Raw genomic sequence first — 16,090 nt, 5'->3', positions numbered from 1 at the left:
TTTGGTTTGTTCTTCTAATTAGTAATTAAATAAGTAAATAATACGCCTGCTAACATTTATACAATCAAGCAGTAACGCCCTCGGGCGCACGCCTTTATCTTTCAGTAGTTAAGACAAGCCTTTTGATACGTGACCCTGCCATTCCAGAACCTGAATACCAAAATTTAGCAACGTAATATCACCTTTAAGGAAACATATTCGTAAATTTCATCTACATTTTTTGTAGTTCATCTACAAAATTTCACGCATTATTCTATAATCCATTACTTAGTAAAATGCAGTATACCATAGCCTCCAACACCCAAAAAGCCATAGCAAAAAAAAGCACATGGATATACCTTGTCTACTGGGTTATTGTTACCGCTATTTTTTTGTATGACAGAACTTACCTTATTGTAAAAGCCGGCTTGCCCAGTTTTTTTATGTGTTCAATGGTAAGAATGGGTTTATTGATCGTGCTTGCCTGGGCTAATATCCATTGGCTTATACCACGTTACCTTTTACTTAAAAAATATGCAAGTTATTTTGGCCTGGTTATTCTGCTCATTATAGCCTACCTGTTTGTACAGAGTTTATATGATTATTATTTATTTGGGTTTGTGCTGGGGCCAAACAGAAACGCAAACTTTTCGTTTTCCCTTATCTATAATTTCACCCATACCGCGTTGTACCTATTGTTAATAATAGCACTTAAATTCAGTATTGACTGGTATGAGCAAAAAAAGTTACTACAGGAAATGCGGGTAGAAAAACTACAGGCCGAAGTCAATTATCTCCGCTCGCAGGTAAACCCACATTTTTTATTCAACGCGCTGAACAACCTGTACGCTTTAACCATACAAAAATCAGATAAGGCGCCCGATATTGTATTAAAACTGTCTGAGCTTATGGATTACATGCTGCATGAAAGTGATGAAGCCTATGTACCCCTTGAAAAGGAGATCAGGTATCTTGACAACTACCTGGAGCTGGAAAAGCTAAGGCAGGGCAATCATGCCGACATTAGGTTAACTGTTAACGGCGATGCCGGTAAGTACCTGATACCCCCATTTTTAATATTGCCCCTGGTAGAAAACGCTTTTAAGCATGGTATAAGCAGGGCCGTTCATAATGCTTATTTGCATATCAACATCCGCATAAATCAATCGCTTGAAGTTGTTATAGAGAATAATAAACTCAATTTTCATCAGCGTAATAAAAATGGGGGTATTGGCCTTTTGAACCTTAAAAAGAGGCTGGAGCTATTATATCCAGACAATCATGTATTGAAGATCACAGATCAACCCGACTATTATCATGTATTACTAAAAATAAACCAGCCATGTTAAACTGTGTTATCATTGATGATGAGCCTCTTGCCCGGGAGGTGCTGACCGGTTATCTGGAACGGGTGGATTATACCAAACTGGCAGGTAATTTCAGTAATGCATTTGATGCCCTGCAATTTTTGAAAAGCAATACAGCCGATGTTTTATTTTTAGATATTGAGATGCCCGAAATGAACGGGATTGACTTTTTAAGATCATTACCCCAGCCGCCGATCACTGTTTTTACCACGGCCTTTCGCGATTACGCTTTTGAAGGATTTGAATTAGGGGTTATTGATTTTTTGTTAAAGCCTATCTCCCGCAGCCGCTTCCTGCTCTCGCTCGAAAAAATAAGAGAATTTCTTGCTTTGAAAACAGAAGGTGCCAATATCGAAATTGACCATGATACCCCTGGGTTTATTTTTGTTAAGAGCGGTGTGCGTAGGATAAAGCTCTACTTTGAGGAGGTTTCTCATATACAGGGATTGAAGGACTATGCTATTATTTACACCTTCGACCAAAGAATCGTTATCAAGGGTTCTGTAAAATCAATGCAGGAGATATTTCCTGAAACACGCTTTATAAGGGTGCATAAATCATTTATTGTTGCTAAAGATAAAATACGACGGATAGAAAAGAACAGGATCATCATCAATGATCACCAGATACCAATAGGCCGCAACTATAAAGACGAAGTGGAAAGGAAAATTACAAGCAGTTAAAAACCATAAATAATATGAAAGCTGTAGCAAACATATTTACATTATTTTTAACCAGTATGTATATAACAACCATGCATACCAATTCGCAAGCAATAGTAGCCAATAACAATTCATCGGTTCCTGCTGTTTTCGTAGCAAGTACCCCTTGCAGTAGTGGTACAAAACCTTTGCCCGGTATCCCCAGGAAAGCTGATTGCGAACTCATTAGATGGGAGCTCAAACTTTTTGGAGACATAGGAAAACAAACAGATGGAACATACATACTGAATTGTGTTTATGGAATGCCAAAACAGGGCACAAGAGGGTTTATAAATGGTGGCAACTGTCTTCACCGGGAGGGGAAATGGACTATTATAAAAGGTAGGGGAACAAACCCTTCTGCCACTATTTATCGCTTGGATCCGGATAAGCCCCTGGTCTCGGTTTCATTGCTCCGCTTAAATGAAAATCTGCTTCATTTATTGGATAGCCATCAACAATTGATGATAGGAACCGGTGCGTGGAGTTACACACTTAACAGATTACAATGATGAAACAGCTTGTTTTTATCCTGTCTGTCTGTTTTGGTTTGTCATTAACCCATAATGTCAAAGGCCAAACAGCAGCTATTGACAATAAGGTGTCGGAAAGCATTACGTTCCGTGAAATGCCAAAGGGGACAGCAATTTACGGGATATTTGAAGGCCGTACACCGTGTTTTGAAATAAGCCGGCAATTGGGAACAAACCTGCCGCCCGATTGCGATCACCTGAAATGGCAGGTTATTTTTTTCAGGGATCCGCTAACGCTGAAACCGACCACTTATATATTGACAACAGAAATGTTTGATGGCCGGCCATTGAAAGGACAATGGAAGATCACCAGGAGAACAAAGACTGACCCAAACGCTACGATTTATGTATTGGAAACCAGCCTGCGGGGCAAACCTATTTATCTTTTGAAAGGCGATGAAAATGTTCTATTTATTCTGGATGAAAACCGTAAATTTAGGAGAGGAAACCAGGATTTTAGCTATACCCTTAACAGAGTTCACAAGGTACTGCGCTTGTCTGGTCAGTAAATTGGCAAAGCTTCATCCGGAAGTGTGAAAATTGCAGGCATAGTGGAGCCGTAGTTGCCAATTTCTGAAGGGACGCAAAAACGTTAAAACTCTACTATACTTGCCGTTCATCTACTATATTTTGAAGCGACTGAATGATATAGTTGTTTTGTTTCAGGAACCCCAATAAACAAAAACGCATCATGAAAAATTTAGCATTCATTTTATTTATTACTGTGCTGGCCACCACTTGTTTAGCCCAGACTAAAAAGGTTGGCGGCGTGTGCGAAGGCTGCGAGGCCATTTATGAGAGTCCTATTCCTTTTGAGCAATTGAAATCCTTTGTTTTGCTGCCGGGTACAACCTGGAACGGTAAAAAACCTTTAGGTATCAACGGCGTTGTTTACAAGGCTGATGGCAAAACCCCTGCTCCGGGCGTAGTATTGTACCTGTATCATACCGACGAAACCGGTCATTATCCCAAAAAAGGTGATGAAAAAGGCTGGGCCAAACGGCATGGCTATATTCGCGACTGGCTGAAGACAAATGAAAAAGGCGAGTACAAATTTGGCACGCTTCGTCCTGCTTCCTATCCGGATAGTCCTGTGCCTGCTCATATTCATGTTACTATAAAGGAGCCTGGCATCAATGAATATTATATTGATGAGTTTCTTTTTGCCGATGATCCGTTGTTAACAGCAGAAAAGCGAGACCACCTCCCAAACCGTGGCGGCAGCGGCATTGTAAAACTCATTGATGTGGGCAATATGTATAAAGGGGAGCGAAATATCTATCTCGGTAAGAATATTCCTGATTATCCGTTGAAATAAAAAGTCAGTTCTAAACAAACGATCCAAGTAGTTTTGTATATAGCTACGTCCGGACTTATAGCCCGGTAATACTATTCATCTAAAATGGGAACCTCTAAAATCAATAGGATAGCATTGTTGGAAAGGGCCTCAAATTCTACTTCGTCAACCTCCCATAGGGCCAGGCCGTCGCCCTCATGCATTAGCCGGTATTGTACTTCCAGTTCTCCCTGAATAACAAAAATAAATACACCGGTTTTAGGATTTTTTTTATGATAGATGGCTTCCTGTCGCCCCCTCAATTTACCAATGGTACCGGTATAGCCGGCATTTTCTGCCCCGGGTGTAATCTGGCTAAAAATCTCTATCAGCTGGTAGCTCTCCAAATCAAACTTTGATTCACAGGACAGTGTTTGATTATCAGTGGTTTTTATCCATAACTGCAAATATTTTACAAGATGATCAGTGTAAGGATTTTTTGTTGTACAGGTGCTGCCGGCTTTCAAATGCAATACCTGCACGGCGCCGGCTTCAACCAGGCCTTCGTGGCTGGTACTATCCCAAAATGCTACAACACCAACAATTGGGATTAAAATAATATCTGTATCTTCTTCAATCAGCCATTTTAAAGATTGTCCGCCGCCAAGCGTATCTTCGTTTAACACATAAAGCGAACCAAAAGGCTTTTTATGCTCCTGCTGATATTTGCCAAAATTAAAAGTATTATAACTGCGAAACCATTCCGTTTCATTAAGGCCGCGTTCTTCTGCCAGGTATATTTTTCCTTTAGATTGTGGTAACATCTGCACTTTTCTTTTTGAGGGAGTAAATACTTAAGTAAGGCTGCATGGAAAACATCTCAGTTAAAATACCGCCATGTTCATCCTGCACACCGCCATTAACCGAAACGAGTAACTGGTTGTCTATGGTATCATACCAGGTAAGTGGTTCTGATATGAAATTGATGCCTATCTGGTGTTTGGATATATCCCTGATATCAGAATTAATGATCTCGAACTGGTAGCCCTTAAACGGGAGAAACTTTTTTCCGGCATTGTTAATAATATCGGGCACTTTGCCGTTAAGCTGTTTTAGGTATCCTATAACCGAAGCGCTAACAAGGAAGTGTAATTTTTCGGCTCCCGGAACATGATGAATTAATTCGCCAAAAGTAAAATATTTTTTATCCGGGTTGATGGTTTGCGCCTGCATTAAAAATTCCTTGTAGGTATCTGCAAGCACCAATTTTTCCCATGGCTCCCGGGAGGCAGCAGTGATGATTTTTCGGTATAATAACCGTATGATGGCTTTTTCCATGAGATTAAAAATAAGCAAAGGCGTTATGAATAACGCCTTTGCCGGGTGGGTTATAGTGGATAGGGGAATTAAGCTGCTACATAAATGGTATGGGTAAGTACATATCCCGCTGAAACACTGCCGGTAACGGTTGACAGCTCATTGGCCAGGGAATCGCTGAACACCATGTCAGCTGTATTGGCCGTGTCTTGTTTCCCCCGGTTGGAATAAGGCGATACTGTGGTGTAAACAGTATCGCAAATGTCTGTTGGAAATGCGATCTGCGTGATGAGCAATGATGTACCTGATGAACTATAGATATGCGCGTGAATGTGTGGTGCCCTTGGTGAATACCACCCCGGGAAAATACTGGTAAATGTCACCAATCCATTAGCATCGGTAGTTTGCCTGCCGCGCAAAAAGTGCGAGGAGGTATAATCAACGCTTGCGTAACCACCGCCGGGGGTGTCTGTATATTCTGAATAATACCCTACGGCTGTACAATGCCATATATCAACCAATGCGCCGGATAAAGCTGCACAACTGTTATTGGTATTGCATATCGTTATTTTAATAGTGAGGGCTACACCGGTTTGTCCATCAACAATATTGCTTCTTACATAGGAGGAAGGGGTAATTGTAGGATAAGGGCCCGCGGTTTCAGAAGACGTTACTGAACATGAACCACTACTGGATGATGAGCCGCTGCCGGATGATGAACTGCTGGAAGATGTACTGGTTGTAGTTGTAGTATCTGCATCTTTTTTGCAGGAATTTGCCAAAGGTGCAATAAAAGCTACCCCTAAGGCAGCAATTCCGCTTTTAATGAATGATTTACGTTCCATAATAGTTTAATGGAGTGTCTGAATGCTTATGAAGTGAAATTATAAATTGAAACATTTTTGTTACAATTAGTGTCGATAAACGCCTGTATTGTATCGGTTAAAGCTGTTTTGCATTGTTAATTATCCTTGAAAGTACTTTGTGCTTCTCCCTTGGCTTCGTTAAATTCTTTTACGCCACGGCCTAAACCCCGCATTAGTTCAGGTACTTTTTTACCTCCAAATAATAGTAATACAGCTACAATGATCAGTATTAATTCAGGTGCTCCTAATCCGCCCATAACTTCAATTTTTAATTTGTTAATTATTAATAGTGATCAAATGTATTTATAGCCATATTGTTGTTATATAATGTATCGATGAATAATGCGGATGTGTCGGTTAAGCCTTTGTTAAAATGATGCGTTAGCGTTTATTGCGGTCGTTAATCCAGCTTTTGAATAAGCCAAAACTTACCGTAATCAATCGGCAATAAGTCCCTTTTGTCATCAAACTGCCATCATGTTTCTGTTTTTAAAATCTTTTAGGCACCTAATCGTCTTAGCTACATATGAAGAAACGAATCCCTGCCATCGTGCTGTTATGGCTGATCATTGATATTTACTTTTTTACAGCGGTTGAAACGCTGACCCATGATATTTCCCTATACCTGGCTTACTGGTTATTTGACGCCTTGTTGGCTGGTACGATACTATACAGCGTGATAACCGGAAAGACCAAACTCGTGTCCTGGCTAATGGCGCTGATGCTGCTGTCCTTTATACCCAAGCTGGTGGGCTCCATAGTCCTGATGCTCGAAGATATCACCCGCCTGTTCCGTGGTTTCCCTCCGCGCAGTTATGGTGTGAGCGAATTTGTGTTGGTTGTAGCCGGTACACTTTTTCTGCTATTGCTGTTCGGGATCACTCGTGGACGCCACTACTATAAGGTGCGCCGGGAAACGCTTTATTTTGATGATCTGCCCGAAACTTTTGACGGTTTTACCATTACGCAGTTATCAGATATTCATTCCGGAAGCTTCAGTGACAGGCAAGGTGTGCAAAAAGGGCTTGACCTGGTAAACGCCCAGGGAAGTGACGTGATTTTATTTACTGGTGATTTAGTTAACAACCAGGCAACTGAAATGGATCCCTGGATACCGGCCTTTGCTGAACTGGAAGCGCCCTATGGCAAATATTCGGTGCTGGGTAATCATGACTATGGCGATTACATGCAGTGGGAAAATAAAGCAGCTCAATATGATAACCTGAATCGCCTGAAGCAAGTGCACAAAGAAATTGGGTTCCAATTATTGCTGAACGAGTCCATGCAAATTCAGAAAGATGACCAGTCTGTCGCGCTGATCGGTGTTGAAAACTGGGGCAAAGGTGGTTTTCATAAATATGGCGACCTCGAAAAGGCGGCGGCCAATGTGCCGGATGGAGCTTTCCGGATCTTAATGTCACATGACCCCTCGCACTGGGACGCCGTAACGGTCGACCATCACCAGCACATCCACCTCACGCTTTCGGGGCACACGCACGGCATGCAATTTGGCTTTGAACTATTTGGTTTTAAATGGAGCCCGATCAGGTATATTTATAAGCAATGGGCAGGCCTTTACCAAAAAAGCGGCCAGTACCTGTATGTGAACCGCGGCTTTGGTTTTCTCGGCCTGAAAGGCCGCGTGGGCATCTGGCCCGAGATAGCAGTTATCACTTTAAAGCGTAAATCATTAGTTTAGCTGCATGAATCCAATGACCGGTCCCTTGTTGCCCGCTTCTTGCCTTGATTTTATGCGCGATCTTAAAAGTAATAATGCCAGGGAGTGGTTTGCTCAAAACAAGGAGGCTTACCAAACAGAGCTGGGCTTTGTTGAGGCCTTCGCCGATGCGCTATTAAATAATATAAGCACGCACGATATCATCGAAACACCTACCGGTAAAAAGAGCCTGCACCGCATCTACCGGGATACGCGGTTCTCTAAAGATAAAACCCCGTTTAAAACCAACTGGAGCGGTGGCTTCCGGCGCGCCACCAAATATCGCCGTGGCGGCTACTATTACCATTTTGAGCCGGGTAACAGTTTCGTGTTAGGCGGGTTCTGGGGACCAAACCCACTGGATTTAAAACGGATCAGGGACGACATCGCCTTTGATGCTACACCATTACGGGATATCCTCAGCAGTGTCACTTTTATCGACACCTTCGGTAAGCTGCTGCAGGGCGAACAATTAAAGACCAGCCCTAAAGGCTACGATCCGGCTCACGAAGCCATTGATCTGTTGCGCTATAAACAATTCCTCATTATGCGGCGATTTTCGGACCAGGAAGTTTTAAGTGACAATTTCTTCCTGGAGGTCTGCCAGGCCTTCCGGAATATGCGCCCATTTTTTGATTACATGAGCGAAGTGCTGACCGCTGATGTGAATGGACTTGCCGTTTAAGATAAACAGCTCCTCCCATCAATTCTTTATCTTTGGTTCATGCATCTCAAAGTGGGAGTAGCTCAAAAACAGGAAGACTGGCTTATTAAATAAATGATCATGTTACAGAATCGCGTTGATCCGCAAGGAAATATCATCAAAAGCAGCGCCCGCGGCGTTTGGATGGGCAATCGCGGTCAATTGCATGGTAGTGGGAAAACAATCCTTCGACCCTTTAAACATCAAGCCTGGATCATTTGCCTGCTGGAATTTAAAGGCAGGCACCGGCAGGTAATGTCGCCAAATCTTTGGACAGAATTATTTTTTTTGGATGAGGCTACGGCATTTTCGGCGGGGCACCGGCCTTGCTTTGAATGCCGCCGTGCAGACGCCAATAGTTTTAAAGCCGCCTGGCTGAAGGGCAATCCGGAATTTGAGTTTCCTGACAAAGTAGCCATAAGCAAAATAGATCAGATTATGCACCAGGAAAGGATAGCTAAAAACGGCGGCAAAGTAACATTTGAAGCAGCTGTCAAAAATCTGCCAAACGGTACCTTTATACAAATAGAAAATGAGCCTTACCTGTTAGCAGAACAGTTGATATATCACTGGATGCCATTTGGGTATGAAAAAGGCATTCCGCTGCCATCGTTATCAACAGTCACAGTGCTAACCCCAAAGTCTGTAGTCAATGCCTTTTACATGGGCTACCAGCCTCAGATGGCTATCCTTGAATAGAATAATTTTTTACCGCCGCTGATAAGGCCGATAGTATTGCTCATAAAACTGTTTCTTGAAATCTTTATAATGACTTACCGCGCCAATCATATTCAGCAGTTTAATATAATACCAGGCCAGATCGATCTGCATTGGCTTAAATCCGCTTCTGGCACTTTTGGGGAATAGATGATGGTTATTATGCCATTCGCCAGCTACAAGTCCCGGCCATAACTGATTGATGGATTTGTCTTTACGACTGTAATCGGTTCCGTCCCGTTGCTTGTCTTTGCCTTTTGCATGGCCTTCGTAATTAAAGGTACGTACCCCGATAGCCCAGAACCCGGCTGCACCAAATAAACAAAAGGCCAGGGCATGGCCACCCATCAGGTAAAACGCGAGGTACCAGAATGACCAGTTGAGTATCCAGGATAGTATTGCGCGCCATGGGTTTACATATGAGCCCCAGCGCTGGTATTGCAAATAAGTATTTGCTTTTACCCCTGTGTGTTTCATCAGTGACTTTACCCGGTTGTAATCATCCTCATTCAGTTCTTTGGCTATGGGCTGATGATTTACATCTGCTAAAAAACAATAAAGAAAACCAGCCTGTGCATTGTAAGGATCGCCTGGTTTATCAGATTTGGAATGATGCACGTGATGCGATATGACGTAAATTTCTTCGGGGATAACACAGAGCGTTAAGTTCTGGGTAATAAAACGCCAGAATTTGTTACGGAAGGTGTAAGCTCCATGCGTACAGTAACGGTGGTGCCAAATGGTACCATGTGTACCCATAATGATCATTCCATAAACAAAGGCGGCCAGTATGGTCCACCAGCTTAAAAAATAAATGACAAAGAGTACAAAGAAAGGAATCAGGTATAATACCTTTAGCCAGCTAAAAAAAGGAAGCCAGTTTTTACGGGTTTTAAATACATTTAACCTTGAAAAGAACTCGGTTAATATTTGTTTGACAGTGGGCTTAATTAAAACCGACTGTTCGTCCGTCCAACCGTAGGAGGGAGTTTGCAATACATAATCTAAAAAGGGCATCAGCTAAAAAATTTAAAGGTATCGGGCTCATATAATATAATAAGAAATGTTGATTTGATTCAGGATCGCTGCCGTTGGGGGTTAAAGGCAATAAGGTATTGCAAATGGTTTTTAATGACTGTTTTAGTATCCAATTTTTTTTCCGGATCGGATACAATCATCACTAATTTTTTTTTGATTAATTCAAATAATTCTGCTAATATTTCGGGTAATACTTTAGCCGATATAGTGGGGTAATATTTTTTTTCAAGGACTGATTTTTCATCAGCGGTGGCTAAAATAATCTCCCATGCTTCATCGGTTCTAAACCAGTGCTCTTTGGCGCTGTTATTCAGATCAAACAAAAACATTTTGGCCTGGAATTCAATTGTTTGACTTGCCATGTTAATTGTGTTTTTTATTGGTAGAAATGAGCTCCTCTTTGGAGGATGTGTTTTTGGAAGCCTGGTAATCAGACTGATCTTTTTTACTATTCAGGCTTGGTGCTTTTTTGTGGGCTTTACTGCCTTTATCTTTACTCATTGTTTTTTTGTTTAATGTTAATTTGATATTGATAATCTGCAGCCGCTGGTGCAGGAGCTGCATGGAATTTAAAATACTTTCCGGAGTTTAATGATCCGCATCCAGTGCATCAGTTTCATGATTGGGTAAACGGGGTCAATCTCAAACCATTTTTTGCCAAAGTTGGCGCTGTTGGGATGTTTGTGATGATTATTCTGAAACAGTTCGCCCAGCATTAAAAAGTCAAAGGGGGTAGTGTTTTTGGATTTGTCTTTATTGTCAAAATTCGTATAGCCATATTTATGACCGCACCAATTTACAATAGCGCCATGTATAGGGCCCATTAAAAAATGAATGGGTAGCAACAGGAACATCCACCAATGGGTGGCAAAAAACACATAAAAACAGGTATAAGCTACACCAAAGAGCAGTCTTGACAAGGTGGAAGAACCCATCCGGTCAATTAAAGGCCATTCCGGATAATGCCCACCAAATCTGGCTTCCGGATCCTTTATTCTTTTCAGATGGTCACCAAATGTTTTAAAAGTAGCCTTTGTCATTTGGATAACGTTGGTGAAAAAATGAGGTGAATGCGGGTCCTTTTCGGTATCGCTGTAGGCGTGATGTTCCCGGTGCATAATTGCGTAAGCCCTGGGATTTAAAAAGGAGGCGCCTTCAAAAAGATAGGCCATGATATAAAATACACGCTCCCAGAATTTATTCGTAGTGAACATGCGGTGAGAGGCGTAACGGTGCTGGAAAAAAGTCTGAAAAAAAAGTGACAGGAACCAGTGCGCAATAAAAAAAATCAGGATCAGCATAAAAAATGTATTAGTATTAATAGCAAGTAAGGCATAAGACAAACATGGTTACCCTTATAAAGGAATCATGCATGGTTAGTTAGATGGGATAGAAACAGATGAAGTTTTGTTCTCTGTGGCCTGGATCTGCCTGATGAGATGCAAGCTTGAAATTTAAGATGCGCTTGAGATCAACGGGTAAAATGTTTGTGGTTTAAAACCAAAAACTACAGGTACTGTATAGTCAATAATTAAGACTATTATATAATAGTTAAACGTTTTATACAATTATTTGTTGTTAATATTTTATAATTAATTTGTTAAGCCTAAAGACCCTTTTCCATCCAGACAAATTAATAATTAGTAACTTTACAATAAGTTTATTTCTAATTAAGACAACGTGGCGACAGATAAAATAACTATACTTTATGTGGATGATGAAGCAAACAATTTGTTTTCGTTCAAGGCTACTTTCCGGATAAAATATGAGGTTTTAACGGCGCTGGGTGGAGATGAAGCCTTGAAAATATTGACAACTAATAAGGTACATATAATCATCACAGATCAGCGCATGCCTAAAATGACAGGTGTTGAATTTTTAGAAAAGGTATTGGATAACTTTCCTGATTCAATAAGAATCCTTTTAACAGGCTATGCAGACATGGCAGCGGTGGTAGATGCAGTTAATAAAGGGAAAATATTTCACTATATAACCAAACCATGGAAAGAAGAAGAAATGGATTTGGCCATAAACGCGGCATATGCAGCCTACCTTGAAAAAGCTCAATTAAAAGAGATGAATGAAAAGTTGGAAGGCTCAAATGATCAATTAGAGTTTTTGCTAAGACAAAAGCTACTTTCTTAATAGTTGATTGGGTTAAATAGCAGATCTTATCTCCTTTAATAAGGAAACCAGTTTTTCTTTGGTAAGAGGTTTTTCTATGATGCTATTTACTGTTTCATAAGTAAGTATTCTGTCAATATCGCCGGGATGGCTTGCAGATGATAATATCGTTAACACAATAATCCTATAATTTTTTTTAGTCTCAGCAGGGAATTTTTCAAATTCTTCAACAAATTTTAACCCATTCATTACAGGCATTTGTAAGTCGAGCAAAATTATGGTAGGAATTGACGTATCCTCAATAATGGTTTCACTTATTATTTCCAGGGCATGTTGTGCATTTTGAAAAGTCTTAATAATTAAGCTCTTAGTACTGCGTTCTAAAAACTTCTGGGTAACAAAGCGGTCCAGTTCACTATCATCAATTACTATAAACGAAAATTCTATATTCATCAGATAGATGGAATTGTAACTTTAAAGGTTGTTCCCTTGTGCAAAACGGAGTTGACTTCTATTTGTCCGTTTAATTTTAATAATGCGTTTTTTACATTATATAATCCCAGGCCAGATCCTACTTCTGCAGAGTTTGAACGATAAAAAAGGTTGAATATTTCCCCAACGTGGCTCCCCAAAATGCCTATACCGGTATCTTTCACGTAAATTGTTGCTACTCCTTTCTGTATCTCAACAATAACCTCAACAGATTTATTGTGGCTTTTTTTATTCTGATATTTAAAAGCATTTGATAAAAGATTATTAAGGATGAGCCTTAACGGGGCTTTATCGTTACGAAAAATTTCGTCTTGTGTAACACTTATATTAAACGCTACATTATTTATTTTTGAATTTACTGTATAAATGGCTTGCAATTCATCAATAATTTCATTGAAATCAATTTCTGTTATTTTTAGTTCCCCTCGTTGTAAACTATAATAATCATGCATGCTTAAAACATAAGTATCCAGTTTCTTTAATGATTTTTCCATTAAGAACAACATCTCTTTCATATCTTCAATATCATCCATCTCACGTGCCAGGTTAATTGCTCCCAAAATCCCGGATAGAGGGCCCCTGATATCATGGCTAACACTATAAGCAAACTTATCCAGTTCTACATAGGCTTTTTGTAATTCATCATTTTTAACAGAAAGCATTGAACTGGCCATATAAAACTTATTAGCCTCATCTATTGCCGAAATAAGTTCGGCCTCAGTCCATGGTTTCTGTATATATCTAAAAATATTCCCTTTATTTATAGCGCCAATTATGGATTCAACATCAGCATAGGCCGTTAGTAGGATACGTACCGGAAGCGGGTGGCTGATCTTGATTTCTTCAAAAAAATCAACCCCGGTTTTTTCGGGCATACGGTGATCACAAAAAATAATCCTAATTTCAGGATGATTATTTAGGGAATCTATAGCCTGTGGGATGGTTACAGCTGTTAAAATTTGATAATCAAACCTTAAGGATGCTTTAAATCCTATAAGATTATCCTGCTCATCATCTACATATAATATTTTAATTTTTTCTGACATTTAGTAGATGGGAGTTTTTACATTTTTGTGAAGTTTATGGGTATTTGTAAAACAAATTCAGTCCCCTCACCCTGCAAACTATTAACATTAATAAACCCATTATGTTTTTTGATAGTATTATAAACAATTGACATACCCAAACCTGTGCCTTCTCCAACCTCTTTTGTTGTAAAAAAAGGTTCAAAAACCTTTTTTTGTGTTTGGGCATTCATGCCTGTTCCGTTGTCTTTTATGCTTATGAATATATTTTTTTCATCATGGGTTGTTATGATGGTTATTTCACCACCAGTATTTTCACCAAATCTCTTTTGTACGGCATAAATAGCGTTTGAAATAATATTTAAAAACGCCTGATTTAATTTTCCCGGGTAACATTCTATCTCGGGCAAATTACCATATTCTTTAATGATTTTTATTTTACTATTTAGCAGGTTATTTGCTATAATCATGGTTGAGGCAAGCCCCTCATTCACATCTGCTTTTTTTAACACATCTTCATCCAGGCGCGAAAAAATCTTCAGTCCTTTAACAATTTCAGCAGTCCGGTTGGCCCCTTCATTGATCCCTTTTATTAGATGGTTGATCTCTGATGTAAGGTAGTCAAAATCCAAATTTTCTTTATACTCCTTTATCTGTTTTTGTTTATCAGCAGGGGGGGAGTCAGACATACCTAAATTTTCAATCACCGTTAGGGCATTGAACATTATATCAATGTCACGTTTTAAAGGATTAATATTTGAAGTTACAAAATTAATGGGGTTATTAATTTCATGGGCTATGCCTGCGGTTAATTGGCCCAGGGACGCCATTTTTTCTGATTCTACCAGTTGGGTTTGGGTCTGCTTTAAATTTTCAAGCGTATTTTGGAGTTCCCGGTTTGATTCACTTAATTCAATAGTGCGCTCATTTACCTTTAATTCTAAACCTACATTTTGTTCGCGAATAATCCGTTCGTTTTCTTTTAAGGCATTTACTGTTTCTGCCTGCGATTTTTCCTTTTCGGCTTTAAATATATTTATCTTATCGGCCAATGCGAGCGACAACAAGGTAACTTCAAAAGCTGTACCTAACTGCATGGTATAGTTTGTGAAATTATTATAAGGTAATACACCTAAATTTCGCAATACAAACAAGATTATACCGGTCAAAAACAGCGTCCAGGCCAATAAAAAAAGTCTTGCTGGCCTGTAGCCATTGTAAGAAAGCTTAATTACAACTATATACACACTAAAGGTTAGGCATAATGCAGAAATATCGATCATCCTGTAGCTGGTTTGATCAAAGCCAAAAATTCTTAGCACAATAGCGGCTGCATACAGTAAGATCACCATTTTAAATACCCATCCCATTGCAGGCATTCGTTGTTTAACGCCTAAAAATGATTGTGCAAATATTAAAAGGGAAATACCCGCCAACGCCGGGAATATGACGATGCCTAAATTAAAGAGTTCCGGATGATCAGGAAAAATAAAGCGATAGGTGTAGCCCGATAATGAGGTTTGCGTAAGGCCAATTAATAAAGTATAGGATACATAATATAAATAACTGATGTCTCTGGTAGAGATGAAGACGAACAAGTTATAAAGTACCATGACTGATAATAACCCAATGAGTCCTCCCCAAAGTAAATCATGGGTAAGTTTTGATTCTGCTATTTTTAGTGGTGTACCTAAAACTAAGGGCAAAATCATCTGCTCATTGCTCCTCACCCTGAGGTAAAATGTAGATGTGCTGTCTTTTGGGATTTTTACATCGAAAAGAAAATCCTGGTGTTTATATTTTCTATTTCCAAAAGGTTCTTTATCGCTTAATTTTACTGCGTTGTATACCCCACTAACCGGAAAATGAAGTTCGCATAAACTTAAGGTAGGGTACTCCAGATTAAGCAGAAGCTGATCTTCTGAACTTTCATTCCTGATTGTAAACCTCAGCCAAAAATCTGATGAACTCAGTTGTAGATTTGGCACCTCAGACTGAGAACTCCTAAATCCGGAAGACATGCGCACTGATTCAATTTCAAGACGGCCGGTAGGATCCTCCAAAATAGAGACGTTTTGACCAATAACCATATTATCTCCCTTAAAAACAATTATTTTTTGTGCAAATCCTTTTGGTAAAACAAGGACTTGAAGAAATAAAAGTAGGAGATAAAACCTGTTCATATTAACTGGTAAAAGATTTAGGCCGGATGGTCAATTATAAATTGGTACAGAA

The 16,090-nt window shown here is 39.8% G+C and carries 20 protein-coding genes; 9 read left to right on the top strand and 11 right to left on the bottom strand.

The window, feature by feature from the left end; translation table 11 throughout:
* The first annotated feature begins 275 nt into the window (after window positions 1-275).
* The 5 genes from M2273_RS28320 (at window position 276) to M2273_RS28300 (ending at window position 3,898) form a co-directional block, all read left to right on the top strand.
* Complete coding sequence (locus tag M2273_RS28320) at window positions 276-1,328, top strand: sensor histidine kinase (RefSeq protein WP_429401339.1); 1,053 nt, start codon at window positions 276-278, stop codon at window positions 1,326-1,328.
* Complete coding sequence (locus M2273_RS28315; RefSeq protein WP_429401337.1) at window positions 1,322-2,029, top strand: LytR/AlgR family response regulator transcription factor; 708 nt, start codon at window positions 1,322-1,324, stop codon at window positions 2,027-2,029. Before M2273_RS28320 ends, M2273_RS28315 begins: the two co-directional genes overlap by 7 nt.
* Before the next feature lie 14 nt (window positions 2,030-2,043).
* Window positions 2,044-2,559 carry a hypothetical protein gene (locus tag M2273_RS28310; RefSeq protein ID WP_429401335.1) on the top strand — a complete coding sequence of 172 codons (516 nt, stop codon included), beginning with the start codon at window positions 2,044-2,046 and terminating at the stop codon, window positions 2,557-2,559.
* The gene (locus M2273_RS28305) at window positions 2,556-3,089 is read left to right on the top strand and encodes a hypothetical protein (protein WP_429401333.1); all 534 of its coding nucleotides are present in this window, start codon (window positions 2,556-2,558) and stop codon (window positions 3,087-3,089) included. Before M2273_RS28310 ends, M2273_RS28305 begins: the two co-directional genes overlap by 4 nt.
* A gap of 182 nt (window positions 3,090-3,271) precedes the next feature.
* The gene (locus M2273_RS28300) at window positions 3,272-3,898 is read left to right on the top strand and encodes an intradiol ring-cleavage dioxygenase (RefSeq protein WP_429401331.1); all 627 of its coding nucleotides are present in this window, start codon (window positions 3,272-3,274) and stop codon (window positions 3,896-3,898) included.
* 71 nt (window positions 3,899-3,969) lie between these two features.
* Here the strand turns inward: M2273_RS28300 and M2273_RS28295 are convergent, their stop codons facing one another.
* The 4 genes from M2273_RS28295 to M2273_RS28280 all read right to left on the bottom strand — a co-directional run bounded on the left by M2273_RS28295 (window position 3,970) and on the right by M2273_RS28280 (window position 6,296).
* Window positions 3,970-4,680, bottom strand: a complete 711-nt coding sequence (locus M2273_RS28295) for a pirin family protein (protein WP_429401329.1) — start codon at window positions 4,678-4,680, stop codon at window positions 3,970-3,972.
* A complete protein-coding gene (locus tag M2273_RS28290) occupies window positions 4,664-5,194 on the bottom strand; it encodes a hypothetical protein (protein ID WP_429401327.1) in 531 nt (176 codons plus the stop codon). Before M2273_RS28290 ends, M2273_RS28295 begins: the two co-directional genes overlap by 17 nt.
* Window positions 5,195-5,262: 68 nt before the next feature.
* Complete coding sequence (locus M2273_RS28285) at window positions 5,263-6,018, bottom strand: intradiol ring-cleavage dioxygenase (RefSeq protein WP_429401325.1); 756 nt, start codon at window positions 6,016-6,018, stop codon at window positions 5,263-5,265.
* Between the two features lie 116 nt (window positions 6,019-6,134).
* The gene (locus M2273_RS28280) at window positions 6,135-6,296 is read right to left on the bottom strand and encodes a Sec-independent protein translocase subunit TatA/TatB (RefSeq protein ID WP_429401323.1); all 162 of its coding nucleotides are present in this window, start codon (window positions 6,294-6,296) and stop codon (window positions 6,135-6,137) included.
* A 269-nt stretch (window positions 6,297-6,565) separates the two neighbouring features.
* Here M2273_RS28280 and M2273_RS28275 point away from each other — a divergent pair, with 269 nt between their 5' ends.
* The 3 genes from M2273_RS28275 to M2273_RS28265 all read left to right on the top strand — a co-directional run bounded on the left by M2273_RS28275 (window position 6,566) and on the right by M2273_RS28265 (window position 9,158).
* A complete protein-coding gene (locus M2273_RS28275; protein WP_429401321.1) occupies window positions 6,566-7,738 on the top strand; it encodes a metallophosphoesterase in 1,173 nt (390 codons plus the stop codon).
* A gap of 4 nt (window positions 7,739-7,742) precedes the next feature.
* Entirely contained in the window at window positions 7,743-8,441 is a 699-nt protein-coding gene (locus M2273_RS28270; RefSeq protein ID WP_429401319.1) for a DUF2461 domain-containing protein, read from the top strand.
* 99 nt (window positions 8,442-8,540) lie between these two features.
* On the top strand, window positions 8,541-9,158 hold the full coding sequence (locus M2273_RS28265; protein WP_429401317.1) for a hypothetical protein: 618 nt from the start codon (window positions 8,541-8,543) through the stop codon (window positions 9,156-9,158).
* A gap of 9 nt (window positions 9,159-9,167) precedes the next feature.
* Here M2273_RS28265 and M2273_RS28260 read toward each other — a convergent pair whose 3' ends face one another.
* From M2273_RS28260 to M2273_RS28245, 4 genes are all read right to left on the bottom strand, one after another.
* Window positions 9,168-10,193, bottom strand: a complete 1,026-nt coding sequence (locus M2273_RS28260; protein WP_429401315.1) for a fatty acid desaturase — start codon at window positions 10,191-10,193, stop codon at window positions 9,168-9,170.
* A gap of 59 nt (window positions 10,194-10,252) precedes the next feature.
* Window positions 10,253-10,576 (bottom strand): hypothetical protein, encoded by a 324-nt coding sequence (locus M2273_RS28255; RefSeq protein ID WP_429401313.1) that lies wholly within the window; start codon window positions 10,574-10,576, stop codon window positions 10,253-10,255.
* A gap of 1 nt (window position 10,577) precedes the next feature.
* Window positions 10,578-10,715, bottom strand: coding sequence for a hypothetical protein (locus M2273_RS28250; protein WP_429401311.1), 138 nt, complete (start codon window positions 10,713-10,715; stop codon window positions 10,578-10,580).
* A 68-nt stretch (window positions 10,716-10,783) separates the two neighbouring features.
* On the bottom strand, window positions 10,784-11,515 hold the full coding sequence (locus M2273_RS28245) for an acyl-CoA desaturase (protein ID WP_429401308.1): 732 nt from the start codon (window positions 11,513-11,515) through the stop codon (window positions 10,784-10,786).
* 379 nt (window positions 11,516-11,894) lie between these two features.
* On the opposite strand from M2273_RS28245, the gene M2273_RS28240 reads away from it, so the two are divergent.
* Entirely contained in the window at window positions 11,895-12,359 is a 465-nt protein-coding gene (locus tag M2273_RS28240) for a response regulator (protein WP_429401306.1), read from the top strand.
* A gap of 12 nt (window positions 12,360-12,371) precedes the next feature.
* On the opposite strand, the gene M2273_RS28235 is transcribed toward M2273_RS28240, so the two are convergent.
* Genes M2273_RS28235 through M2273_RS28225 form a run of 3 tightly spaced genes read right to left on the bottom strand, consistent with a single transcriptional unit; the run spans window position 12,372 to window position 15,945 of the window.
* Entirely contained in the window at window positions 12,372-12,791 is a 420-nt protein-coding gene (locus M2273_RS28235) for a response regulator (protein ID WP_429401304.1), read from the bottom strand.
* Window positions 12,791-13,876, bottom strand: a complete 1,086-nt coding sequence (locus tag M2273_RS28230; protein ID WP_429401302.1) for a hybrid sensor histidine kinase/response regulator — start codon at window positions 13,874-13,876, stop codon at window positions 12,791-12,793. Before M2273_RS28230 ends, M2273_RS28235 begins: the two co-directional genes overlap by 1 nt.
* Window positions 13,877-13,893: 17 nt before the next feature.
* Complete coding sequence (locus tag M2273_RS28225) at window positions 13,894-15,945, bottom strand: sensor histidine kinase (RefSeq protein ID WP_429401300.1); 2,052 nt, start codon at window positions 15,943-15,945, stop codon at window positions 13,894-13,896.
* Window positions 15,946-16,090: the final 145 nt, after the last annotated feature.

This window comes from Mucilaginibacter lappiensis (assembly GCF_050433765.1).
In the GTDB taxonomy this organism is placed as follows: Bacteria; Bacteroidota; Bacteroidia; order Sphingobacteriales; family Sphingobacteriaceae; genus Mucilaginibacter; species Mucilaginibacter lappiensis_A.
This window is presented reverse-complemented; position numbering and strand designations above follow the sequence as displayed.